Consider the following 21,180-nt stretch of genomic DNA (forward strand, 5'->3'; position numbering starts at 1 on the left):
TATCACGGGCGGGCGTTGATCCTGGTCAAGATGCCGCAGGCCTGTGCGGTCGATGCTGTAGGCATCAACGTATCCCCGAGGGTTCACCATGAGCAGCACGTTCTTCATTCCCGCCGTCAATATCATGGGCATCGATTGCCTCGACGAAGCCATGAGCGCGATCCGTAACTACGGCTTTGGCAAGGCATTGATCGTCACCGACGCTGGCCTGGCCAAGGCGGGCGTGGCCAGCATGATTGCCGAGAAGCTGGCGATGCAGGACATCGACTCGGTGCTCTACGACGGCGCCAAGCCCAACCCCAACGTGGAGAACGTCGAAAATGGCCTGGCGTTGCTGCAGGCCAGTGGTTGTGATTTTGTGGTGTCGCTGGGCGGTGGCTCGCCCCATGACTGCGCCAAGGGCATCGCGCTGTGTGCCACCAATGGCGGGCATATCGGCGACTACGAAGGTGTCGACCAATCGAGCAAGCCACAGTTGCCCCTGGTAGCGATCAACACCACCGCCGGTACTGCCAGCGAAATGACCCGTTTTTGCATCATCACCGACGAAACCCGCCATGTGAAAATGGCGATCGTCGACCGTAACGTCACGCCACTGCTGTCGGTCAACGACCCGGCGCTGATGGTCGCCATGCCCAAGGGCCTGACCGCCGCCACTGGTATGGACGCGCTGACCCACGCCATCGAAGCCTATGTGTCCACTGCCGCCAACCCGATCACCGATGCGTGCGCGATCAAGGCTATTGAATTGATCAGCGCCAACCTGCGCCTGGCCGTGCGCGATGGCAGCGACATGGCCGCCCGGGAAAACATGGCCTACGCGCAATTTCTCGCCGGCATGGCCTTCAACAACGCTTCCCTGGGGTTTGTCCACGCCATGGCCCACCAGTTGGGTGGCCTCTACGACTTGCCCCACGGCGTGTGCAACGCAGTGTTGCTGCCCCACGTCCAGAGCTTTAACGCCAGTGTCAGCGCGGCGCGCCTGAACGACGTCGGCCGCGCCCTGGGGGTGACCGACAAGCATGCCAGCCCCGAAGAGGGCGCCCAGGCGGCCATCGCGGCGATCCGCTGCCTGTCCCAGGATGTCGACATCCCGGCCGGCCTGCGCGAGCTGGGCGCCAAGCTGCAAGACATCCCGCTGCTGGCCGCCAACGCCCTCAAGGATGCGTGCGGCCTGACCAACCCACGGCGGGCGGATCAGCGCCAGATCGAGGAAATTTTCCGCAGCGCGTTTTAGGTTGGGCAGTAGCAAGCTTCAAGCGACAAGCTGTTAATCTGGGCACCTCGTACTGCTCTTAAAACTTGAAGCTTGCCACTGAGGCCCACCCCTATGAGAGTTCTACTATTCGGCGCCACCGGCATGGTCGGCCAGGGCGTGTTGCGTGAATGTCTGCTGGCCGCTGATGTGCAGGAAGTGGTGGCGGTGGGGCGCACGGCGTTGACCCAGGAGCACGGCAAGCTGCATCAGGTGCTGCATGCCGATATGTTCGACTTCCAACCCCTGGAGCATTTGCTGCAAGGTTTTGATGCCTGTCTGTTTTGCCTGGGGGTGTCGTCGGTGGGCATGGATGAAGCCACCTACACCCGCCAGACCTATGACCTGACACTGGTCGCCGCCAGCACCCTGGCGCGGCTCAATCCGCAGATGACGTTTGTGTACGTGTCCGGCGCCGGTACCGACAGTTCCGAACAGGGCAAGGTGATGTGGGCGCGGGTCAAGGGCAAGACCGAGAATGCCTTGCTGCGCCTGCCGTTCAAGGCGGTTTACCTGTTCCGACCGGGGATTATCCAGCCGTTGCATGGCGTGCGCTCGAAAACCGCGCTTTACCAGACGATCTACAACTTGATCGGGCCGCTGCTGTCGCTGGTGCGTCGCGTGCGCCCGGCCTGGGTGGTCAGTACCGAGGCTGTGGGCCGGGCAATGCTGGCCGTGGCCCGCCATGGTGCGCCGCAAGCGGTGATCGAGCCTGCCGACATCCACCGTCTGGCCGCTGAGCGTGTGTGATGTTGTCCAAAAGCCTGATTCGTCGCCTGGATCTGATTACCTTGCAGTTGTTCGTCGCTGTGTACGAGGAAGGCACGCTGACCCGCGCCGCAGCGCGTGAATCCATCGCGGTATCGGCCGCCAGCAAGCGCCTGGTGGATCTGGAGAAAATGCTCGGCTTGACCCTGTTTGTACGCCAGGCCAAGGGCATGAGTCTCACTGCCGCCGGTGAAACACTGTTGCACCATGGCCGGCAAATGCTGTTCAACGTGCAGAAAATGGGCCTGGAGCTGGGTGAGCATAGCGATGGCGTGCGTGGGTATGTGCGCATGCTGGCCAACCTGTCGGCGATCATTCAGTTCCTGCCTGAAGACTTGCGTGACTTTACCGCACGGTATCCGCAACTCAAGACCGATCTGGAAGAACGCCCCAGCAGTGGCGTGGTCCAGGGCGTGCTCGACGGTGTGGCGGACCTGGGGATTTGCTCTTGTGATACCGATACCAAGGGCCTGTTCAGTGTGACTTATCGACGGGACAACCTGATGGTGTTGATGCCAATGGACCACCCGTTGGCCGATCGCAAAGGGCTGTCGTTTACCGAGACCTTGGGCTGCGATTATGTCGGGCTGCATTCGGCCAGTTCGATCAATATGCGTACCCATGCGGCTGCACGGGAGGCAGGCAAGATGCTGCACCTGCGCATCCATGTGCCGGGTTTTGATGCAATGTGCCGCATGGTCCAGGCCAATATGGGGATCGGTATCCTGCCGCAGAAAGCCTATGAGTTGTTCGGCCGGACATTGGGCTTGCGGGCGGTGCCGCTGACCGATGAATGGGCGGCTCGACGGCTGATTCTGGTGGTACGCGATGAGGCATCGTTGTCACCGGTCAGTCGTTTACTGTTTGAATACTTGCAAGCCTCTGAATCTGATATCTGACAGATTTTCTTGTAGGAATATTCGATAAGTGTTCGTGTTTCGCGAACGCTCGTTGCCAACTGAAGGTTGGATTTACCCCGTCGGCCTCCTCTAGCCTTGGTTCACATTCCAAGAACAAGAGGTAGACCCTATGACGGCTCCCCTGAATGGCATCAAGGTGATCGAGATTGGTACGCTGATTGCTGCACCGTTCGCTGCGCGACTGCTGGCTGAGTTTGGTGCCGAGGTGATCAAGATCGAAGCCATGGGCCAGGGCGACCCACTTCGTAAATGGCGAAAGCTGCACCGGGGTACTTCACTGTGGTGGTACCTGCAATCGCGCAACAAAAAATCCCTGGCCCTGAATCTCAAGTCTGCTGATGGCGTTGCCCTGGTCAAGCAGTTGCTGGGCGATGCCGATGTACTGATCGAAAACCTGCGCCCCGGCGGCCTGGAAAAACTCGGCCTGGGCTGGGACGTGCTGCATGCCCTGAACCCCAAGCTGACCCTGGTACGCATTTCCGGTTACGGCCAGACCGGACCTTATCGCGACCGTCCGGGGTTCGGGGCCATCGGCGAGGCCATGGGAGGGATCCGCTACACCACCGGTAACCCTGATTCGGCGCCGGCCCGGGTGGGTGTCAGCCTTGGAGATTCACTGGCATCGCTGCATGCGGTGATCGGCGCCTTGATATCGCTGCTGCGGGTCAAGACCGGGCAGGGCGATGGGCAGGTGGTGGACGTCTCCCTGGCCGAAAGTGTGTTCAACCTGATGGAAAGCCTGGTGCCGGAATACGACATGCTCGGCCATGTCCGTGAACGCAGCGGCGGCGCCTTGCCCGGTATTGCGCCGTCCAATACTTACCTGACTGCCGACGGCGCCTATGTGGTGATCGCTGGCAACAGTGACCCCATCTACAAACGGTTGATGACTGCCATTGGCCGCGTCGATCTGGCCGACGCCGAAGAGTTCGCCCACAACGACGGGCGTGCGGCAAAAAGCAGCCTGCTGGACGCGGCCATCACCCACTGGACCAGCAGCCTGCCCATCGAACAGGTGCTCGATACCTTGCAGGCAGCCGAGGTGCCCGCCGGTCGTATCTATTCGGTGGCCGATATCGTTGCCGACCCGCACTACCAGGCCCGGGGCATGCTGCTCAATGCCCAACTGCCTGGCGGGGTGACAGTGAAGATGCCGGGCATTGTGCCCAAGCTCTCGCAAACCCCCGGGACGGTGAACTGGCAAGGTCCCAGCCTGGGCCAGCACACCGACGAAATCCTCGGCGGCATGGGCCTTGTAGAGCGTGATATTCAGCGCCTGAAAGACTCTGGAGTCGTGCAATGATCGTTGATTACTCCGACCCGCTGATTGTGCAGGAAGTCTCGCCCCGGGACGGCTTGCAGATCGAGCCGACCTGGGTCGAGACCGCCGATAAAATTCGCCTGATCGACCAATTGTCCCTGGCCGGTTTTTCGCGCATCGAGGCCGGCTCCTTTGTCTCGCCCAAGGCGATTCCCGCGCTACGGGATGGTGAACAGGTGTTCCAGGGGATTCGCCGTCGCACCGGGGTGATCTATGTGGCACTGATCCCCAACCTCAGGGGCGCCCAGCGGGCGGTTGCATCTGGCGCGGATGAGCTGAACCTGGTGCTGTCCGCCAGCCAGACCCATAACCTGGCCAACATGCGGATGCGCTGCGAAGCCTCGCTGGCGGCCTTCGGCGAGGTGGTGAGTTTTGCCAGCGGGTACCCGGTACGCCTCAATGGCAGCATTGCCACCGCCTTCGGTTGCCCGTTCGAGGGCAAGATCGACGAGGAGCGTGTGCTGCGCCTGGTGGACGCCTATCTGGAACTGGGCGTGCAGGGCATCACCCTGGCCGACACCACCGGCATGGCCAACCCGCGTCAGGTCTGGCGCCTGGTCACTCGGGTGTTGCGGGGTGTACCTGTCAGTGCCCTGACATTGCATTTTCACAACACCCGTGGCTTGGGGTTGTGCAATGTCCTGGCGGCCTACGAGGCCGGCGCCCGGCGTTTTGACGCAGCCCTGGGGGGGCTCGGCGGCTGCCCGTTTGCGCCCGGGGCGTCGGGGAATATCTGCACCGAAGACCTGGTCAACCTGTGTGAAGAAGTGGGCATCCCCACCGGGATCGACTTGCCACATCTGCTACAGATGTCCACGCAATTGCCGGCCCTGCTCGGTCATGAACTGCCTGGCCAAGTGGTCAAGGCCGGCCGCAACCGTGACGTGCATCCACCCCCGGCGTTTATCGCCACGCTGTAGGCCTCAACCAGACAACAAAAACAATCTGGACGCCTGTGGGCAGTCCGCCTGGAGAAAGCAATGAACCCAAATACCCTGGAGGCCGGCGTGCGCCCGGCCGCTGAGCGCGATGAAATAAAAGCCCTGGTCAATAAGGTCGCCTGGCGCCTGATGCCATTGATCATGGTGTGTTACCTGTTCGCGTTTTTTGACCGTATCAACATCAGCTTCGCCAAGTTCCAGTTACAGGCCGATCTGGGTTTGAGCAACACCGCCTATGGCTTGGGCGCGGGGTTGTTTGTGATTGGCTATGTGATCTTCGAGGTGCCAAGCAACATGATGTTGTACCGGGTCGGTGCCCGGCGCTGGATAGCCCGGATCATGGTGTCCTGGGGCCTTGCCACGGCGGCGATGGTGTTTGTGACCGCCGAGTGGCAGTTCTACATCTTGCGCTTTCTGATCGGCGCCATGGAGGCAGGTTTTGCGCCGGGTGTGCTGTATTACCTGACCTTGTGGTTCCCCCAGGATTTCCGCGGGCGGATTACCTCATTGCTGTTCCTTGCCTCGGCATTTGCCGGTTTGGTGGGGGCGCCGTTTTCCGGCCTGGTGTTGGAGCACATGGACGGCGTGCTGCAAATGCGCGGCTGGCACTGGTTGTTCCTGCTCGGTGGTTTGCCGTGCGTGGTGCTGGCGTGGATGGTTTTGACCCAGTTCAAGGATCGCATCGAAGACGCGCCCTGGCTGAGTGCTCAAGAGAAAGCCCTGCTGTCGAGTCGCATTGCGGTGCATGAAGTACACAAGAAAGGCTCGTTGCTCCAGGCCCTGAAAATTCCCGGGTTCCTCACGTTGGGGTTGATCTACTTCCTGATCCAGGTGGCCTCCTATGGCCTGAATTTCTGGGCGCCGCAATTGATCCGCAGCACCGGCATCCAGAGCTCGGTCACCATTGGCTTTCTGACGGCGGTTCCATACGTCTGTGGGGCGATCAGCATGGTGGTGATCGGACGCTGGTCAGACGCCACGGGTGAGCGGCGCAAGTTTGTCAGCGGCCTGGTGGTGTTGGGGGCGGTGGGCTTCTTCTGCGCCGGGATCTTTGATGACCACACGACATTCCTGATCATCGCCCTGGGCCTGTTGGGCGCCGGTATTATTGCCTCGATCCCGACCTTCTGGACCTTGCCTCCCAAGCTGCTGGCCGGTGCCGGTGCGGGCGCTGCGGGCGGGATTGCCTTGATCAATACCCTGGGGCAACTGGGCGGTATCGTCAGCCCGCTAATGGTCGGGCGTATCCAGGACATCAGCGGCAGCACCACCCCGGCGCTGTATGTGATTGGCGTGTGCGCGTTGGTTGCGGCGGCGTTGTTGCTCTGGGGCTTGCCACAGGTGCTGCGCACGTCGGATAAACGCTGAGGGATTATCCCGCGGTTGCCAACGCCTTGGCGGGTGCGGCACTGAACTGAATCAACGCGACCCCGCCGATCAACATCAGCACCCCGAGCAACCGGGGTGCTGTCAGTTGCCGCTCCACCAGGCCAAACAGGCCAAAGTGATCGAGTACCACAGACGCGAGAATCTGCCCGGCCATGGCCAGGGCGATAAACCCCGAGGCGCCAAGCTTTGGCAGTAAAACCAGGGCCAGGGAGATAAAGCACACGCCGAATGCGCCACCGGTCCACATCCACAGCGGCGCCTTGCCGATAAAACCAAGGCTGGGCAGTGGCAAGCGCAGGGCCAGGATGACGGGCAACAACACCAGAATGCTTACCAGCAGTGAGGCCAGCGTCGCCCACAACGGATGCCCGAGGCCGCGCCCGAGGTTGGCATTGATTGCACTTTGAAACGGCACCACCGCCCCGGCAATCACCGCCAGCAGCAACAAGCCCAGCCAATGCAACGTGGTCATGATCCATCTCCTGAAGGTTTTACTGGACTCTACGGTATTCGTCCTGCAGATTAAAATTCCAAGTTCTTATGCTGAACATGCATGCCATGAATGATCTGCGCCGCATTGACCTTAACCTGCTGGTGATCCTTGACGCGTTGCTCAGCGAGCAGCACGTCACCCGCGCTGCCGAGCGCCTGCACCTGAGCCAGCCGGCGGTGAGCCATGCGCTGGCACGGTTGCGGGATTTGCTTGGCGACCCGTTGCTGGTGCGCCAGGGCGGCGGGCTGGTCGCCACTGCGCGGGCATTGGAGCTGGCGGCGCCGCTGGCCGATGCGCTGGCCCAGTTGCAGTCGTTGTTGGCGCCGAACCGCTTCGACCCCGCGTCGGCCAGGCGCACCTTTCGCCTGGCCATGTCTGATTACGGCGCGGCGCTGCTGTTGCCAGGGCTGGTGCGGGCGTTGCGCGAGCAGGCGCCGGGGATCGATCTGGCCATCACCCACGCCAGTCGCGAGGGCATGCAGGAAGGGGTGCTCAGTGGCGAGATCGACCTGGCGGCGGGAGTGTTTCCAGACCTGCCGGCCGAATTGCGCAGCACCTCGTTGTTCGAGGAGCACTACGCCTGCCTGGTGGACCGCGACAGCCTGCCCGCAGGCGGTGTACTCGATTTGCCCACCTACCTGGCACGCCCCCATGTGCTATTGGAAATGCGCGGCAGCGGTACCCCGGAAATCGAGCGGGCCCTGACTGCGATCCGTGAGCGGCGCCATGTGGCAATCAGCCTGCCACACTGGGGTATCGCCCCGCAGTTGATCCAGGGCACCGACCTGATTCTTACCGTTTCGTCGCAAGGGCTGCTGAACATCGACCCCCAGCACCTGCTGGTGGTGCCGCCGCCGTTTCATATCCCGTCCTTCGGTTTTGTACTGGCCTGGCATAAACGCCGTGGTGGGGATGGCGCCTTGCAGTGGTTGATTGCCCAAGTGCAGGACGTGCTGGCCAAACGTACGGCCTGACATTGCAGTGCCGGATGGATTGTGCACAATCGACGCGCCTCCCTTATTTTTCTGAGCGTGTTACCCATGACTTCATCATTGCTGTTTGCCGTCATTGCCTCGGGCTTTATCTATGGCATTACGCCGGGCCCCGGGGTGCTGGCGGTATTTGGCATTGGTGCGGCCCGTGGCCGTCGGGCCGGCGCCGGATTTCTGTGCGGGCACCTGTTGGGTGACGTGGTGTGGTGCAGTACCGCGTTGATCGCAATTGTCGGGGCGCGGGAAATCGGCAGCAGTGCGTTTGATGTGCTGGGTGTGCTCAGCGCCCTGTATCTGTTCTGGCTGGGCGTTCGTGCCATTCGCACCCGCAGCCGCAGCGGCGAGGCCCCCCAGGGCGCGGCGCGCCAGCCGTTCTGGCACGGCATCCTGTTTGGCCTGACCAACCCCAAGGCATACCCGGTGGCCGTGGCCACGTTCACCGCGCTGCTGTCGAGCCGGGCCGAGCTGCTGACCTGGAGCATGTTGCCGTGGTTGATTGTCCTGAGCTTTTTCGGTGGCCTGCTGGCCTATGGGATCCTGATCGGCATTGTGGGCGCGCGGCAGGTGCGCACGGTGTATCAGCGTCATGAAGTGCTGATCACCAAGTTGTGTGGCGTGATGTTTATCGGTTTTGCGATCAATGCCCTGGCCCATGCGTTGCCGGGTTTGTTGGGCAGTAAAACCTCCTGAATCCGGACGACCGTTCGTCGCACCAGCCAGTTTTTTCTAAACCTTTGCCGCCCTGAAAATTCAGATTCAGGGCGGGGCTCGTTCCCCGATATGTATTTATTACTTGGAGGAACCCATCATGAGCCGCATGGCTACCCGGTTACGCACCGCCACTTTCGCGATGCTGCTGGGCCTCGGCGCCAGCAATGCTTTTGCCCAAGGCCCCGCCGAATTCATCGAGCAAGCCTCGGCCAAAGGCATGGCCGATATCGAAACCAGCCGCATGGCCCACGCCAAAACCTCGTCCCAGGAAATCAAGGACTACACCATCGAGGTCATTAACGAGCGCACCCAGGCCAATCAACATTTGGCTGCCATTGCGAAAAAGCTCGACCTGCCGGTGGCGCCTCGCGACCAGATCGCCGACAAGGCCGAAACCCTGATGCCTGAACTGACCGATGGCGACTCCTTCGACGCCGCCTACACGGCCCAGCAGGTCAAGGCCAACGAGGATGCAATCGCGCTGTTCAAGCAGGAAGGCGCGGCGTCGGATATCCCCGAAATAAAGGCATTGGTCGATGAAACCCTGCCTAAGCTGGAAACCCGCCTGGAAAAAGCCCGGGCGCTGGCTTCGTCCTACGGCAAGAGCCGCAACGGCGACGGTTGATCGCGGGCCTTGTAATGCAAGCGCGATCATGGGCCTTACCCGTACTCTTTGCCTGGCCTGCTGCCTGGTGCTGTTGCAGGACAATGCCGATGGCAGCAAATCATCGGTGCAAACCAAGGCTGACCCGCCATAACGTCACGGGGTCATCAAAACAGCGATCGGGTTGGCTCGCCATCCTCCAGCGTGAGCAAGTACTGCTTGGCTTCAAGGCCACCGGCAAATCCGGTCAGCCCCCCCGATGCGCCAATGACTCGGTGGCAGGGTGCAATGATCGAAATAGGATTGCGCCCGTTCGCTGCGCCTACCGCACGCACGGCTTTCGGGTTGCCGATCTGCTGGGCGATCTGGCTGTAGCTGCGGGTTTCGCCGAAGGGAATGGTCAGTAGCGCGCCCCAGACTTTTTTCTGGAACTCGGTGCCGTCAAAGTCCAGTTCAAGCTCGAAGCGATCGCGGGTGCCAGCGAAATATTCTTTCAGTTGCCGCTCGGTCTCCTGCAGCACCGGGCTGTGGTCGGCCTGTACCAACTCACCCAGGCGCACCCGGTTGGCGCGTTCGGTTTCCCACAGGATGGCGGCGAGCTTGCCGTTGCGGGCGACCAGGGTCAATTGGCCGACGGGAGAGGGCATGAGTTTGTATTCACACGACATGAGCGGGCTCCTTGTTGGGTGGGTCATCTAGTGGATATGACTGCACTTTAGCGCTCATTGCGAGTGGATGAACTACGTTTCTTGCGGTCAAATTCGGCAGTGTCACTGCGCTTGTTGCAGCACCTTCAGCGCTGCCGAAGCCAGAAAGCCCCACGTACTCATCAATGGGGTTGAGCAAATCCCAGGTATAAAAAAACCGGCCACAGGAGCCGGTTTTTTATTCATCCCCTATCCCGATGAAGCGGGTGTAGGAGAACAATCTGAGTGGAGCGGGTAGAGGGAATCGAACCCTCAACTAAAGCTTGGGAAGCTTTCGTTTTGCCACTAAACTATACCCGCTCAGAGCGGCTGACTTTGTACCAGATGTGCGCGGCGATTTGAAGTTTTTCTTTGAAAAATGTGCAAGTTGCGAGCGTCAGCCCAAGCCTCTAGCCAACCCTGGGCAGTGATTGTGCATCGTGCCCGCCCAGGGTTCGGCGTTCAAATCGCAAGTGCATGCAGGGTCTGGCCCTGGTGATACCGCAGTCGATTCATCGACTGTTCCGGTTTCAAAAAGCCCATCAATGCCTGCCGGCTGTCATTGCAGGCGGCCTTGTGCTCCATATCCAGGAAGTGCCCGGTGGCCTGGATGGTGCCGAAGCTGCTGTTTGCGACGTGTTGCCCAAACAGCTGGGCATCCTGGGCGCTGGTGTATTCGTCCCATTCGCCATTCAAGAACAGCACCGGAATATCGATCTGCCGTGCGGCCTTGAGGTAGCACTGGCGGTCGCTGTTGAGGACCTGGCTGATGTGGTAGTGCATCTGCCCGTACTCGTGCTCGCTCAGGGTGCTGACGTGCCGATAGTTGAAGCGCTTGAACAGCGGTGGCAGGTGCTTGCCGATGGTGCTGTTGACCAGATGCCCAACGCTGTGGCGGTCGAGGTTGCCGAGGTAGTCGACACCGCGTTCCAGGTAGTCGCGCATCGGTGTGTTGATCACCGGGGAGAACGAACTGATGACCGCCTTTTCTACTCGCCGGGGCCGCTGGGCAAGGGCGACGAGGGTGGCGACACCGCCCCAGGAAAACGACAGCACATGTTCGGCGGCGAAGTGGTCGATGAGTTCCAGGAGGATCTGGCCTTCAATGTCCTTCGTCAGCATTTGCTCATGGCGATTGTGGGCTTTTGAGCGGCCAGCGTAGGGCTGATCGTACAAAACCACATTGAACTGCGGGTACAGGCTTTTCACGGTCTGGGCAAAAGACGCGGTGGTGGCCATGGAGCCGTTGACCAGAATGATGGTCTTTTGAGCTGCGTCCGCACGATAGAACTCCGTGTAAACCCGATATTGACCCTGTATATCCAGCACAGCGATTTCTGGCCTCATGTCGTAAGACTCCTGGCAAGCGGGTGGTGCGCGCAGATCACTCTGCACGAGCTTTGTGACAGGTAGGCATACGCCTGGAAGGGAGGCCCATGTCGATCCGCTAAGGCTGGCCGACGGGTATTGTTATGGCGGGCAACTTGCCTGTAAGGCCCGCAGGTCAAGCAATGCGGGCTGGCAATGTGTTTCTTGGAAGAGGTTGTAACTTGCCAGTCATATGGTGGCTGGCGTTTTGATTCAAGCAGGAGGCGGGCCAGGTCGCAAGTTTCACCCTGGGGTTTTGGCTATCACCGGCTGAACGGTCAGATCTGGCGGACTTCAGCCTCGGTCAATGGTCGATATTGGCCGGGGGCGAGCCGTTCATCGAGCGCCAGCGGTCCCATGCGCTCGCGATGCAGACGGGTCACCTTGTTGTCGAAGTGCCCGAACATGCGCTTGACCTGGTGATAACGCCCTTCAATGATGCTCAGGCGCGCACTTTTGGGGCTCAGCACCTGCAGGTCGGCGGGTTGGGTGGTCAGGCCCTCGAAGGCGAAATACAGGCCGGCGCTAAACGTTGCCGCATAGTCCGGGCCAATCTCCTGCTCGGTCTCGACGTAGTAGACCTTGGGCAGCTTGGTCTGGGGCTGGGTCAGGCGTCGCGACCACTGGCCATCATTGGTGATCAGCAACAGGCCCGTGGTGTTGAAGTCCAGGCGGCCGGCGATATGCAGGTCGTCCTTGTGCGGCTCATCCAGCAGGTCGAGGACGGTGGGGTGTTGTGGGTCGACGGTGGCGCTCACGCAGCCTGGCGGCTTGTGCAGCATGAAGTAGCGCGCCGGTTTGCCCGCTTGCAGGACGTCGTCGTCCACCACGACGTGGCTGAACTCGCGCACCTCATGATGCGGGTCTCTAACCACTTGGCCGTCGACCTTGACCCGTCGTTCCACCAGTAGCATGCGCACTTGCTGGCGATTGAAGCGGGGCAGGTTGCTGAGGAAGCGGTCGACGCGCATTACGGCTGGGCCCTGCGCAATTGCTCATCGACCTGGGCACAGCGTGGGCACAGGCAGGCCTTGTTGCGCAGTGCCTCGGGCAACGCCTCAAGCACCGCCGGGTCGATATTGACGTTGTAGCACCAGCAGGCCTGGTCGACGGTACGTGGGTCGGCCAGGGTGCAGTCGTTGCGGGCGCCACAGGCAGGACAAAGTTGAGGTGTGGTCATCGGTCGGTTCAGGCGGTATCGGACAAGTCCCGGTGGAACCCGGTGTGCCTTGCACGATACAGCCAAGGCCCGCTATTGCAAACTGCCCAGGTACTGGCGCCAGCCGCCGAAGTGGCTGATGTCGAGTGCACCGGCGAGCCCGTAAGGTTCGCAGATAAAGCCGCTTTCCCAGCGCCCATCGGCCAGTTGCACCTTGCCCAGGCCCAGGGGCGCGGGGATGCCGTGGACAAAGGAGCCCAGTTCGCTGCTGGGCAGATCCCAGACCTCTACTGCTATCGCCACGCCGCCTTGCGCCACTCGTAGCATGCCGGGCCGGTAGGGCGGGCCGCCGGCGAGGGCAAAGAGTTGGTAGTGGGCTGCACTGTGGGTACGCTCCAACAGGCGTGCGCCACGTCGGGTCAGTTGACCGTTGAGTGCCAGGCCTTCCAGGTGCGCACCGCAGACCACCAGGCGCGTACGGTCATGGCTGGCGGTGCCGGTTGCTGGTGCAGCCAAGCCCTGCTGGTGCTGCAGCGCGTGCGCCACACTGAGCAGGTACTGATCGGTAAACGCCCGACCAAACAGTGTCACGCCCCAAGGCAAGCCGTTTTCCATAAAACCGCCGGGCACGGCGACGGCGGCATAATCCAGCAGGTTCATGAAGTTGGTGTAGTAGCCCAGCTCGGCGTTACGCAGCACGGGCTCTTCGTGCAACTCCTCGAGAGTCACGGGGCGGCCGATGGTCGGCGTCAATACGCAATCAAGGGCTTGCAGTGCCTGGTCGCACAGGGCCTTGAGCGTTTGCAGGCGGTATTGGGCGCGGAAGGTGTCGACACCTGTGACGGCAGGTGCCTTGGCCAATACTGCGCGAATCACCGGCAGGACTGCTTCAGGCTGGCACTCCATCAAATCGCCCGCGACGCTGTAGCGCTCCGCGACCCATGGGCCTTCATACAGCAGGCGGGCGGCTTCCAGGAAAGGCGACAGGTCGAGGCTGACCGGCTCGCCGCCCAAGGCGATCAGGCGGGAAATGGTCTGGCGAAACAAGCGCGGGCCTTGCTCGCAGCCGAAGAACTCAAGGTCCTGATCCCGTGGCACACCGAAACGAAAAGGCCGTGGCGCCCCAAATGCCGAGGCATCATTCCAGGCAGGGTTATGGCGACTGTAGGCGTCCAGAGGGTCAAGCCTTGCGGTCAGCGCCAACAGGTGGCTGGCTTCCTGCGCCGTGTGGGTAAACGTGGTGACGCAGTCCAGCGTGCGACACGCCGGCACCACCCCGGCTGTGGAGATCAGCCCTTTGGTGGCTTTGAGTCCCAGCAGATTGTTCAAGGCTGCCGGTACACGACCGGAGCCGGCAGTGTCGGTGCCCAAGGCAAAACTTGCCACGCCCAGCGCGACGGCCAGCGAAGACCCGGCACTGGAGCCGCCCGACGGATACTGCGCCAGCACACTGTTGGGGCAGGCGCCATAGGGTGAGCGGCTGCCGTTGAGCCCTGTGGCGAACTGATCAAGATTGGTCTTGCCCAGTGGCACCGCACCGAGGGCGATCAACTGCTCGACGATGGTCGCCGAGCGCGACGGTGTATAGGCGAATGCCGGGCACGCCGCCGTGGTGGGCACACCCGCCAGGTCGATATTGTCCTTGATCGCAAATGGCACACCGAACAGCGGCAGGTCAGCTATCGCCTGGCCCTCCAGTGTTCGCAGATAAGGTTCGAGCTCTGCAACGCTGAGTAGGTGGATAAACAGGTGGTAGTCCGGGTTCAACTGTGCGGCTTTTTCCCGCAGTTGCAGCAGCAATTGGCGCGGGGTGATGTCGCCACTCAGGTAAGCGCTGCGCAGGTTATCAAGTTGCAAATTCATGGCTTGTCCGCCTGTAGAAAAGTAGAGATCAGTCACGCTCCAGCACCACCACGCGTTGTCCGGCGCCGATGCCACTGCCAGGTTGCACGGGGATTTCCCGCACTGTGCCGGCGAATGGCGCGAGCACGGGGATTTCCATCTTCATTGATTCCAGCACGACCAGCACCGCACCGGCCGCGACGTGCTCGCCCGGTGTCACCTGGACCTGCCAGAGGTTGCCGGCGATAGGGCTGTCGATACTCGATTGCTTGGCTTCAAGCGGCGTGTCTTCTTCCCGTGGGGCGGGGAGTTCCTCGCTGTCGAAATGCGCCTGGCCACTGGCGATCCAGCGCTCGCGCTCGGCATTGAAGGCATGCTGTTGTTGTTCACGAAACGCACCGATACTCTGGGCCTGCTGCGCCAGAAAGGCCTGGTAATCCGCCAGGTTCAACTGGCTGTGTTCGATGTTCAGTTCAAAACGCCCAAGCGGGAAGTCCCGACGAATCCTCAGCAGTTCTTCGCCACTGACCGGATAAAAGCGGATCTGGTCGAAGAAACGCAGCAACCAGGGCTTGCCGTCGAACGCTGCCACTTCGCGGTAGCGGTTCCACATCTGCAAGGTACGCCCGACAAACTGATAACCCCCGGGGCCTTCCATACCGTAGACGCACAGGTAGGCGCCGCCGATGCCCACGCAGTTTTCGGCGGTCCAGGTGCGCGCCGGGTTGTATTTGGTGGTCACCAGGCGATGGCGCGGATCCAGGGGAGTGGCGACCGGTGCGCCGAGGTAAACGTCGCCCAGGCCCATCACCAGATAGCTGGCGTCGAACACGGTGTGGCGCACTTCATCCAGGTTGGCCAGGTCGTTGATCCGGCGGATGAACTCCAGGTTGCTTGGGCACCAGGGCGCGTCCTTGCGCACGGTAGTCATGTATTTCTCGATGGCCAGTTGGCAGGCCGGATCGTCCCACGACAAGGGCAGATGAACGATGCGCGAGGGTACCTGCAGGTTGGGTGTGGCGCACACGGCATGCCATTGGCGAGTGATCAGGGGCAGCAGGTCGGCCAGAGGCAGTTGCTCAGGCTGGTAGTGGATCTGCAGGGAGCGAATGCCCGGTGTCAGGTCGATCACGCCGGGCAGGGATAGCGCTTGCAGCGCTTGCATCAGCGCGTGGGCACGAAAGCGCAGGACCAGATCGAGCTCGGGCGCACCGATTTCCAGGAGCAGGTGCGTGTCGCCGGCGAGACGGGCGACGAGCTGGGTATCGTCTTTGCCAACCTCCAAGACCACAGGTGATGCGATCAAGTGTGGGAGTACGTTCGGTTCCCACGGTTGATCCCAGTCCCGGGCGAGATCGCGGGCGGTCTTGAGATCGATTGGGGTGAACTGGAGTGTGTCACCGGCCTTGAGCTGGCCCAATTGCCAAAGGTCCGCTTCGATCACCGTCACCGGGCATACGAACCCACCCAGGCTCGGGCCATCCGGCCCCAGGATCACAGGCATGTCTCCCGTAAAGTCCACGGCCCCGATGGCGTAGGGGTTGTCGTGGATGTTGGAGGGATGCAAACCCGCTTCACCGCCATCGGTACGCGCCCACTGCGGCTTGGGCCCGATCAGCCGCACGCCGGTGCGGCTGGAGTTGAAGTGCACCTCCCAGCGGGTGGCGAAGAAGGTGTCGATGTACTCCGGCTTGAAGTATTCCGGTGCACCATGGGGGCCGTAGATCACCCGCAATGTGCGGACTTGGGCAAGTGGTTGTGGCTGCAACGTCTGGCCGGCACTGGTATCGAGCAGCGGTGACAGGTGCAACACATCGCCAGCGCGCAACGCCCGCCCGCCATGACCGCCGAACTGCCCAAGGGTAAACGTGCTTTTACTGCCCAGGTAATCGGGCACTTGCAGGCCACCACGCAGGCACAGATAGCTGCGGGCACCTGTACCCGTGAGCATGCCCAGGCTCAGGGTGGCACCTGCGGGGATCAACAATGCGGTGTTCATCGGCACGTTTTGATCGTTCAGCAACAGCGTGATGGGAGCCCCGGTCACGGCCACCACCGCCGCGCAGTTAAAGCGCAACAGCGGCCCGCTCATGGTGATTTCCAGCGCGGCGGCACCGTCTCCGTTGCCCAGCAAGCGATTGCCCAGGCGCAGTGCGCGGCTGTCCATCGGGCCTGACGGTGGCACACCGACGGCCCAGTAGCCGAGGCGGCCGGGATAGTCCTGGACACTGGTTTGCGTACCGGGGCTTAGCACCTCAAAGGTATCGGCGTGGTAGACCAGGTCTTCCAGGCAGCGGGTCCATGGCTGGCCGCTGACAAAAGGGGCTGCCAAGAGAATCTGGCGCAGGTAATCGCGGTTGGTTTCCACGCCGTACAGTTGGCTGTCGCCCAGGGCCTGGTGCAGATCCAGGCGTGCCTGTTCACGGGTCGGTGCCCAGGCAATGAGCTTGGCGATCATGGGATCGAAATAAGGCGGGATCTCACAACCGGCTTCGACCCAGGTGTCGATCCGCAGACCTTCGGCGCAGGGGAAATCGACTTGGGTCAAGAGCCCCGGGCTCGGTTGGAAATCCCGACCGGGATCTTCTGCGTACAGGCGGGCCTGAATCGCATGCCCCTGGGGTTTGAGCACCAGTGTGTGCAGGGGGGGTAATTCTCCCGCCGCCAATTGCACCATCCAGCGCACCAGATCCACCCCCCACACTTGTTCGGTGACGCCATGTTCTACCTGCAAGCGGGTGTTCACTTCCAGGAAGTAGAAACGCCCGTCGGCGCGATCAAAGATAAACTCCACAGTGCCGGCGCTGCGGTAATTCACGGCTTTGGCCAGGCTGATGGCCGCCGAACACAAAGCGTCGGCCATGCCCTCGGGCAGATTCGGCGCCGGGGTTTCTTCGAGGACTTTCTGGTTGCGCCGTTGTACGGAGCAGTCGCGCACGCCAAGGGCGATCACCTCACCCGCGCCGTCACCAAATACCTGTACTTCCAGATGTCGAGCCTGCTGGATGTACTTCTCGATAAACACGCCGGCGTCGCTGAAGTTGTTCTGCCCCAGCCGCTTGACCGCGTCAAAGGACTCGCTCAACTCAGCGGCATCGCGACATACCCGCATGCCGATGCCACCGCCGCCGGCGGTGCTCTTGAGCATGACCGGATAGCCCACGCGCTCACCGGCCTGCAGCGCGGCTTCCAGGCTGGCTAGCAGCTCAGTGCCTTCCAGCAGCGGGACACCGTGTTGCTTGGCCAGGGCGCGGGCCGTGTGCTTGAGACCGAACACACGCAGTTGCTGTGGGGTTGGCCCGACAAAGGCAATACCAGCGTTTTCGCAGGCTTCGGCAAAGGCGGCATTTTCTGCAAGAAAACCGTAGCCCGGATGAATCGCGGTGGCCCCGCAGGCCTTGGCGGCGGCGAGGATCTTCTCTACCGACAGGTAGGTGCCTGGTGCGGCACCGTCGCCCAGGCTATAAGCCTCATCAGCCTGCTGGATATGCAGGCTGGCGGCATCGGCTTGGGAATACACGGCGATGCCTTCGACCTGCAGGTCACGCAAGGTGCGCAGGATACGGCAGGCGATAGCGCCACGGTTGGCGATCAAGAGTTTTTTGAACATGGCTAAACCCCACAGGCTGACAACGGCTCAGCCTTGTCCTGGGATGCGGGCCGTCCCGCACAATGGGCGTGGCGCCAGGGTCGTCCATGGCGCAGATTCCAGGGCTTCAGTGTTTTTGCAGGCACTGCCCGCTTCGGGACTGGCACAGGGCAAACAACCATCTACGCAGGCGCTTGAATTTCAGTTCCATACCAGTAGCTCCGCAGGGGTGGGGTTGTAGGCGTTGCAGGGGTTGTTCAGTTGTGGGCAGTTGGAGATCAGCACAATCACGTCCATTTCTGCGCGCAGGTCGACGTATTTGCCTGGGGCGCTGATACCGTCTTCGAAGGTCAGGCCGCCGTCGGCGGTAACCGGCACATTCATGAAGAAATTGATGTTTGGCCCAATGTCTTTTTTGCCCAGGCGCCCGTCATGGGCACAGGCGCGCAGGTAGTTGTCGCGACAACTGTGCATGTAGCGTTTTTCCAGGGCGTAGCGCACGGTGTTGCTCTCCTGGGCGCAGGCGCCGCCGAGGGTGTCGTGGCGCCCGCAGGTGTCATCGACGATAGTCAGCATGGGCTGGCCGAGGTTGGAATACAGCACGCTGCCGGTGCCCAGGTAGATGTTGTTTTGCCGGCGCAGGGTGCGTTGCACGTCATAGCGTTCCCTGGGGTTTTTCAGGCTGTAGAACAGGGTGTCGACCGCCTGGTTGCCCTCCAGGTCAAGGATGCGCAAGGTCTGTCCGGCCTTGACCTCCATCAGCCAGGGTTCGCCGGCGGGAATGGTTGCACGGTAGATCGCGGTGTCCGGTTGTTTGGCAAGTGCAATAGACATGGCAGGGCCTCAGGCGAACAGACGGTCAGTGTTGATAAAACCGCGTTCGTTTTCCGGACGCGAAGTGCGGCAGTGCTCGGCGACGCTTTTGTCGGCGTTCATCCAGCTCAGTTTCAGCGGTTGTGGTGCGTAGTCAGGGTTGGGGTCCATCGGATGTTGCAGGGCGGTGAGCACCACCAGGGTGTCCATCGGCGCGTAGAGTTCGATGTAGTCGCCAGCCTTGGAGTTGCCCGGTACAAAGTGCAGGCCACCGTCGCCGTCCACGTGGACCTTGCTGAACAGGTTGAGATTCATCAACAGGTCGCAAAGCCCCAGGTCCCATTTGCCCAATTCCACCAGCAGGTTGTCGGTGCCGTTGCGCAAGAAGCCGTTACGCAGTTCCTGGAAGCGGCCCTGGCCATACTTTTCGGCCACTTCCGAGGCGCAGAGCACGCCGCCGATGCTGTCGCTCCAGCCGCAGGTGTCGGCGGTGATGGCGGCCAGTACGCGGCCCATGTCCGAGTACAGGCAGTGGCCGGCCGTGAGCTTGGCGGTGTGTTGGCATTTGAGGCTGTCGGGCAGGTTCAGCCGTTCGGTTTTTTCATTGGCATTAAGCAGGGTCAGGCTGACATTGGCGCCACCGCGAATATCGGTGAGGCGCAACAGTTGGCCACGCTTGAGCACGAAGGAGCGGTGGCCACCGCCGGGCAGCATTTCTTCGGCGAACGGTGGAAACAATTGAGTGGCATCGATCATTGGCAAGTCGCTCCGAGTTCGGTGGCGAGTGCCTTGCGACGCTCGCTGTTCAAGGGAATGTCATAGGTGATACGGGCGCCATAGGCGCCGGGGGTGTGGGGGTCGACGCGCACCTTGTCGAAGACCAGAAGGCGTGTGCCGAGGCTGAAGCCCTCGCTGAGGTCGTGGGTGACCATGAACACCGTCAGCCGGGTTTCATGCCACAGCTCCAGCAGCAACTGATGCATGTCTTTGCGAATGCCAGGGTCGAGAGCGCCGAAGGGTTCATCCAACAGCAACACACGGGGCTTCATGATCAAGGCCTGGGCAATGGCCAGGCGTTGTTGCATGCCGCCAGACAGCTGTGCCGGATACATGTCCAGAGAGTGGCCGAGACCGACTTTGTGCAGCAACGCGGCGGCCTGTTCGCGGGCGGCTTTTTTGGCGTTGCCAAAGAGCCGCCCCAGCCATGCGGACTTCGGTAGTTCGAGGCCCAGGGTGACATTGTCGAGCACGCTCAAATGGGCAAACACCGAGTAGCGTTGAAACACCACGCCACGGCTGGCATCGGGCTCGGCGGCGAGAGGTTGGCCGTCCAACAGGATCTCGCCTCGGCTGGCGGTTTCCTGTCCGAGCAACAAGCGCAAAAAGGTTGATTTGCCGCAGCCCGAAGTGCCGACCAAAGTGCAGAACTCCCCTTCGGCAACCTGCAGATTGAGGCCTTCGAGCACCACCTGATCGCCGTAGCGCTGCCACACGTTGTTGACGCTGATAAAGCTCATGCCCGCGCTCCTTCATACCAGGGAAACGCACGCCGGGTCAGGGCCTTGAGACCCCAGTCCATCAGCCATGCCAACAGGGTGATCCACACCACGTACGGCAGAATCACATCCATAGCCAGATAGCGGCGTACCAGGAAGATCCGATAGCCCAAGCCGTCGGTGGAAGCGATGGCCTCGGCGGCGATCAGAAATAGCCACGCCGAACCCAGCATCAGGCGCAAGGAGATCAGCAGGCGAGGCAGCAACTGCGGCAGCACCACTCGCAGCATCAGGGTCCAGGTCGAAGCGCCGAGGGTTTGTGCCTTGATCAGCAACTCGACAGGTATTTCCCGCGCTCGTTGCTCCAGGTCACGGGCCAGGCATGGGGTAATGCCGATCACGATCAGCATCACTTTCGACAGCTCCCCGAGGCCAAACACGATGAATAGAATTGGCAGGATCGCCAATGGCGGCACCATCGACAGCACCGTCAGCAAGGGAGACAGCGGCGCCCCGAACAACGGCAGGGTGCCGGCGGCCATACCCAGGCACAGGCCGGCGAGGGCGCTGATGCCCAGGCCGATGGCCAGGCGGCGCAGGCTTGCAGCGCTGTCTTGCCACAGCAGGTATTCGCCGGTGCGGGTGTCGGCGCTGAAGGCCAGGCGCTTCACCGCATCGCTCATTTGCCCGGCACTGGGCAGCAATTTGTCGTTGGGGTTTTCGCTCAGGCGCTCGGCCGAGCCCACGAAATAGGCAAGCAACAGCAGGGCGAACGGCAACAGCACCAACAGCAGACGGCTGGAACGATCCGGATGACGATTGATCAGGCGCAT

The 21,180-nt window shown here is 61.6% G+C and carries 20 protein-coding genes and 1 tRNA gene; 9 read left to right on the forward strand and 12 right to left on the reverse strand.

From position 1 onward, the window contains the following. Window positions 1-88: 88 nt before the first annotated feature. From yiaY to HZ99_RS24290, 6 genes are all read left to right on the forward strand, one after another. On the forward strand, window positions 89-1,237 hold the full coding sequence (gene yiaY, locus HZ99_RS24265; RefSeq protein WP_038446600.1) for an L-threonine dehydrogenase: 1,149 nt from the start codon (window positions 89-91) through the stop codon (window positions 1,235-1,237). A gap of 93 nt (window positions 1,238-1,330) precedes the next feature. After that, the gene (locus HZ99_RS24270) at window positions 1,331-2,005 is read left to right on the forward strand and encodes an NAD(P)H-binding protein (RefSeq protein ID WP_038446602.1); all 675 of its coding nucleotides are present in this window, start codon (window positions 1,331-1,333) and stop codon (window positions 2,003-2,005) included. Continuing rightward, window positions 2,005-2,922 carry a LysR family transcriptional regulator gene (locus HZ99_RS24275; RefSeq protein ID WP_038446603.1) on the forward strand — a complete coding sequence of 306 codons (918 nt, stop codon included), beginning with the start codon at window positions 2,005-2,007 and terminating at the stop codon, window positions 2,920-2,922. The genes HZ99_RS24270 and HZ99_RS24275 overlap by 1 nt, the downstream gene beginning before the upstream one ends. Window positions 2,923-3,052: 130 nt before the next feature. Next, window positions 3,053-4,246 carry a CaiB/BaiF CoA transferase family protein gene (locus HZ99_RS24280; protein ID WP_038446604.1) on the forward strand — a complete coding sequence of 398 codons (1,194 nt, stop codon included), beginning with the start codon at window positions 3,053-3,055 and terminating at the stop codon, window positions 4,244-4,246. Then, on the forward strand, window positions 4,243-5,184 hold the full coding sequence (locus tag HZ99_RS24285) for a hydroxymethylglutaryl-CoA lyase (RefSeq protein WP_038446605.1): 942 nt from the start codon (window positions 4,243-4,245) through the stop codon (window positions 5,182-5,184). The genes HZ99_RS24280 and HZ99_RS24285 overlap by 4 nt, the downstream gene beginning before the upstream one ends. Window positions 5,185-5,244: 60 nt before the next feature. Then, the gene (locus HZ99_RS24290) at window positions 5,245-6,573 is read left to right on the forward strand and encodes an MFS transporter (RefSeq protein WP_038446606.1); all 1,329 of its coding nucleotides are present in this window, start codon (window positions 5,245-5,247) and stop codon (window positions 6,571-6,573) included. A 4-nt stretch (window positions 6,574-6,577) separates the two neighbouring features. Here HZ99_RS24290 and HZ99_RS24295 read toward each other — a convergent pair whose 3' ends face one another. Next, window positions 6,578-7,066, reverse strand: a complete 489-nt coding sequence (locus tag HZ99_RS24295) for a DMT family transporter (RefSeq protein WP_038446607.1) — start codon at window positions 7,064-7,066, stop codon at window positions 6,578-6,580. A gap of 77 nt (window positions 7,067-7,143) precedes the next feature. On the opposite strand from HZ99_RS24295, the gene HZ99_RS24300 reads away from it, so the two are divergent. The 3 genes from HZ99_RS24300 to HZ99_RS24310 all read left to right on the forward strand — a co-directional run bounded on the left by HZ99_RS24300 (window position 7,144) and on the right by HZ99_RS24310 (window position 9,415). Beyond that, a complete protein-coding gene (locus HZ99_RS24300) occupies window positions 7,144-8,061 on the forward strand; it encodes a LysR family transcriptional regulator (RefSeq protein WP_235205610.1) in 918 nt (305 codons plus the stop codon). Window positions 8,062-8,127: 66 nt separating this feature from the next. Further along, the gene (locus tag HZ99_RS24305; RefSeq protein ID WP_038446610.1) at window positions 8,128-8,769 is read left to right on the forward strand and encodes a LysE family translocator; all 642 of its coding nucleotides are present in this window, start codon (window positions 8,128-8,130) and stop codon (window positions 8,767-8,769) included. A 118-nt stretch (window positions 8,770-8,887) separates the two neighbouring features. Next, window positions 8,888-9,415: a DUF4142 domain-containing protein gene (locus HZ99_RS24310; RefSeq protein ID WP_038446611.1), complete on the forward strand. Its 528-nt coding sequence runs from the start codon at window positions 8,888-8,890 to the stop codon at window positions 9,413-9,415. A gap of 146 nt (window positions 9,416-9,561) precedes the next feature. On the opposite strand, the gene HZ99_RS24315 is transcribed toward HZ99_RS24310, so the two are convergent. The 11 genes from HZ99_RS24315 to HZ99_RS24365 all read right to left on the reverse strand — a co-directional run bounded on the left by HZ99_RS24315 (window position 9,562) and on the right by HZ99_RS24365 (window position 21,180). Continuing rightward, window positions 9,562-10,062, reverse strand: coding sequence for a methylated-DNA--[protein]-cysteine S-methyltransferase (locus tag HZ99_RS24315; RefSeq protein ID WP_038446612.1), 501 nt, complete (start codon window positions 10,060-10,062; stop codon window positions 9,562-9,564). 265 nt (window positions 10,063-10,327) lie between these two features. After that, window positions 10,328-10,401: transfer RNA gene (locus HZ99_RS24320), tRNA-Gly, on the reverse strand. Between the two features lie 141 nt (window positions 10,402-10,542). Further along, window positions 10,543-11,427, reverse strand: coding sequence for an alpha/beta fold hydrolase (locus tag HZ99_RS24325; protein ID WP_038446614.1), 885 nt, complete (start codon window positions 11,425-11,427; stop codon window positions 10,543-10,545). 299 nt (window positions 11,428-11,726) lie between these two features. Continuing rightward, complete coding sequence (locus HZ99_RS24330) at window positions 11,727-12,419, reverse strand: pseudouridine synthase (RefSeq protein WP_038446616.1); 693 nt, start codon at window positions 12,417-12,419, stop codon at window positions 11,727-11,729. Beyond that, window positions 12,419-12,628: a cysteine-rich CWC family protein gene (locus tag HZ99_RS24335; protein ID WP_038446617.1), complete on the reverse strand. Its 210-nt coding sequence runs from the start codon at window positions 12,626-12,628 to the stop codon at window positions 12,419-12,421. Before HZ99_RS24335 ends, HZ99_RS24330 begins: the two co-directional genes overlap by 1 nt. 72 nt (window positions 12,629-12,700) lie before the next feature. Further along, window positions 12,701-14,470, reverse strand: a complete 1,770-nt coding sequence (atzF, locus tag HZ99_RS24340; RefSeq protein WP_038446618.1) for an allophanate hydrolase — start codon at window positions 14,468-14,470, stop codon at window positions 12,701-12,703. 28 nt (window positions 14,471-14,498) lie between these two features. Continuing rightward, entirely contained in the window at window positions 14,499-18,059 is a 3,561-nt protein-coding gene (gene uca, locus HZ99_RS24345) for an urea carboxylase (protein WP_038446619.1), read from the reverse strand. A gap of 180 nt (window positions 18,060-18,239) precedes the next feature. Beyond that, window positions 18,240-18,872 carry an urea amidolyase associated protein UAAP2 gene (locus HZ99_RS24350; RefSeq protein ID WP_038446620.1) on the reverse strand — a complete coding sequence of 211 codons (633 nt, stop codon included), beginning with the start codon at window positions 18,870-18,872 and terminating at the stop codon, window positions 18,240-18,242. A gap of 9 nt (window positions 18,873-18,881) precedes the next feature. Then, window positions 18,882-19,607, reverse strand: a complete 726-nt coding sequence (locus tag HZ99_RS24355) for an urea amidolyase associated protein UAAP1 (RefSeq protein ID WP_038446622.1) — start codon at window positions 19,605-19,607, stop codon at window positions 18,882-18,884. Then, window positions 19,604-20,368: an ABC transporter ATP-binding protein gene (locus HZ99_RS24360; RefSeq protein ID WP_038446623.1), complete on the reverse strand. Its 765-nt coding sequence runs from the start codon at window positions 20,366-20,368 to the stop codon at window positions 19,604-19,606. The genes HZ99_RS24355 and HZ99_RS24360 overlap by 4 nt, the downstream gene beginning before the upstream one ends. After that, a complete protein-coding gene (locus HZ99_RS24365) occupies window positions 20,365-21,180 on the reverse strand; it encodes an ABC transporter permease (protein ID WP_038446624.1) in 816 nt (271 codons plus the stop codon). The genes HZ99_RS24360 and HZ99_RS24365 overlap by 4 nt, the downstream gene beginning before the upstream one ends.

It is taken from the genome of Pseudomonas fluorescens, assembly GCF_000730425.1.
GTDB lineage: Bacteria > Pseudomonadota > Gammaproteobacteria > Pseudomonadales > Pseudomonadaceae > Aquipseudomonas > Aquipseudomonas fluorescens_X.

What these genes read in the sequence shown, in the direction of transcription:
- HZ99_RS24330 (WP_038446616.1), bottom strand. Translation starts at nt 12,419, where the DNA reads ATGCGCGTCGACCGCTTCCTCAGCAACCTGCCCCGCTTCAATCGCCAG.
- HZ99_RS24360 (WP_038446623.1), bottom strand. Translation starts at nt 20,368, where the DNA reads ATGAGCTTTATCAGCGTCAACAACGTGTGGCAGCGCTACGGCGATCAG.
- HZ99_RS24295 (WP_038446607.1), bottom strand. Translation starts at nt 7,066, where the DNA reads ATGACCACGTTGCATTGGCTGGGCTTGTTGCTGCTGGCGGTGATTGCC.
- HZ99_RS24335 (WP_038446617.1), bottom strand. Translation starts at nt 12,628, where the DNA reads ATGACCACACCTCAACTTTGTCCTGCCTGTGGCGCCCGCAACGACTGC.
- HZ99_RS24270 (WP_038446602.1), top strand. Translation starts at nt 1,331, where the DNA reads ATGAGAGTTCTACTATTCGGCGCCACCGGCATGGTCGGCCAGGGCGTG.
- yiaY (WP_038446600.1), top strand. Translation starts at nt 89, where the DNA reads ATGAGCAGCACGTTCTTCATTCCCGCCGTCAATATCATGGGCATCGAT.
- atzF (WP_038446618.1), bottom strand. Translation starts at nt 14,470, where the DNA reads ATGAATTTGCAACTTGATAACCTGCGCAGCGCTTACCTGAGTGGCGAC.
- HZ99_RS24315 (WP_038446612.1), bottom strand. Translation starts at nt 10,062, where the DNA reads ATGTCGTGTGAATACAAACTCATGCCCTCTCCCGTCGGCCAATTGACC.
- HZ99_RS24310 (WP_038446611.1), top strand. Translation starts at nt 8,888, where the DNA reads ATGAGCCGCATGGCTACCCGGTTACGCACCGCCACTTTCGCGATGCTG.
- HZ99_RS24350 (WP_038446620.1), bottom strand. Translation starts at nt 18,872, where the DNA reads ATGTCTATTGCACTTGCCAAACAACCGGACACCGCGATCTACCGTGCA.
- HZ99_RS24300 (WP_235205610.1), top strand. Translation starts at nt 7,144, where the DNA reads ATGCATGCCATGAATGATCTGCGCCGCATTGACCTTAACCTGCTGGTG.
- HZ99_RS24275 (WP_038446603.1), top strand. Translation starts at nt 2,005, where the DNA reads ATGTTGTCCAAAAGCCTGATTCGTCGCCTGGATCTGATTACCTTGCAG.
- HZ99_RS24285 (WP_038446605.1), top strand. Translation starts at nt 4,243, where the DNA reads ATGATCGTTGATTACTCCGACCCGCTGATTGTGCAGGAAGTCTCGCCC.
- HZ99_RS24305 (WP_038446610.1), top strand. Translation starts at nt 8,128, where the DNA reads ATGACTTCATCATTGCTGTTTGCCGTCATTGCCTCGGGCTTTATCTAT.
- uca (WP_038446619.1), bottom strand. Translation starts at nt 18,059, where the DNA reads ATGTTCAAAAAACTCTTGATCGCCAACCGTGGCGCTATCGCCTGCCGT.
- HZ99_RS24355 (WP_038446622.1), bottom strand. Translation starts at nt 19,607, where the DNA reads ATGATCGATGCCACTCAATTGTTTCCACCGTTCGCCGAAGAAATGCTG.
- HZ99_RS24365 (WP_038446624.1), bottom strand. Translation starts at nt 21,180, where the DNA reads ATGCGCCTGATCAATCGTCATCCGGATCGTTCCAGCCGTCTGCTGTTG.
- HZ99_RS24280 (WP_038446604.1), top strand. Translation starts at nt 3,053, where the DNA reads ATGACGGCTCCCCTGAATGGCATCAAGGTGATCGAGATTGGTACGCTG.
- HZ99_RS24290 (WP_038446606.1), top strand. Translation starts at nt 5,245, where the DNA reads ATGAACCCAAATACCCTGGAGGCCGGCGTGCGCCCGGCCGCTGAGCGC.
- HZ99_RS24325 (WP_038446614.1), bottom strand. Translation starts at nt 11,427, where the DNA reads ATGAGGCCAGAAATCGCTGTGCTGGATATACAGGGTCAATATCGGGTT.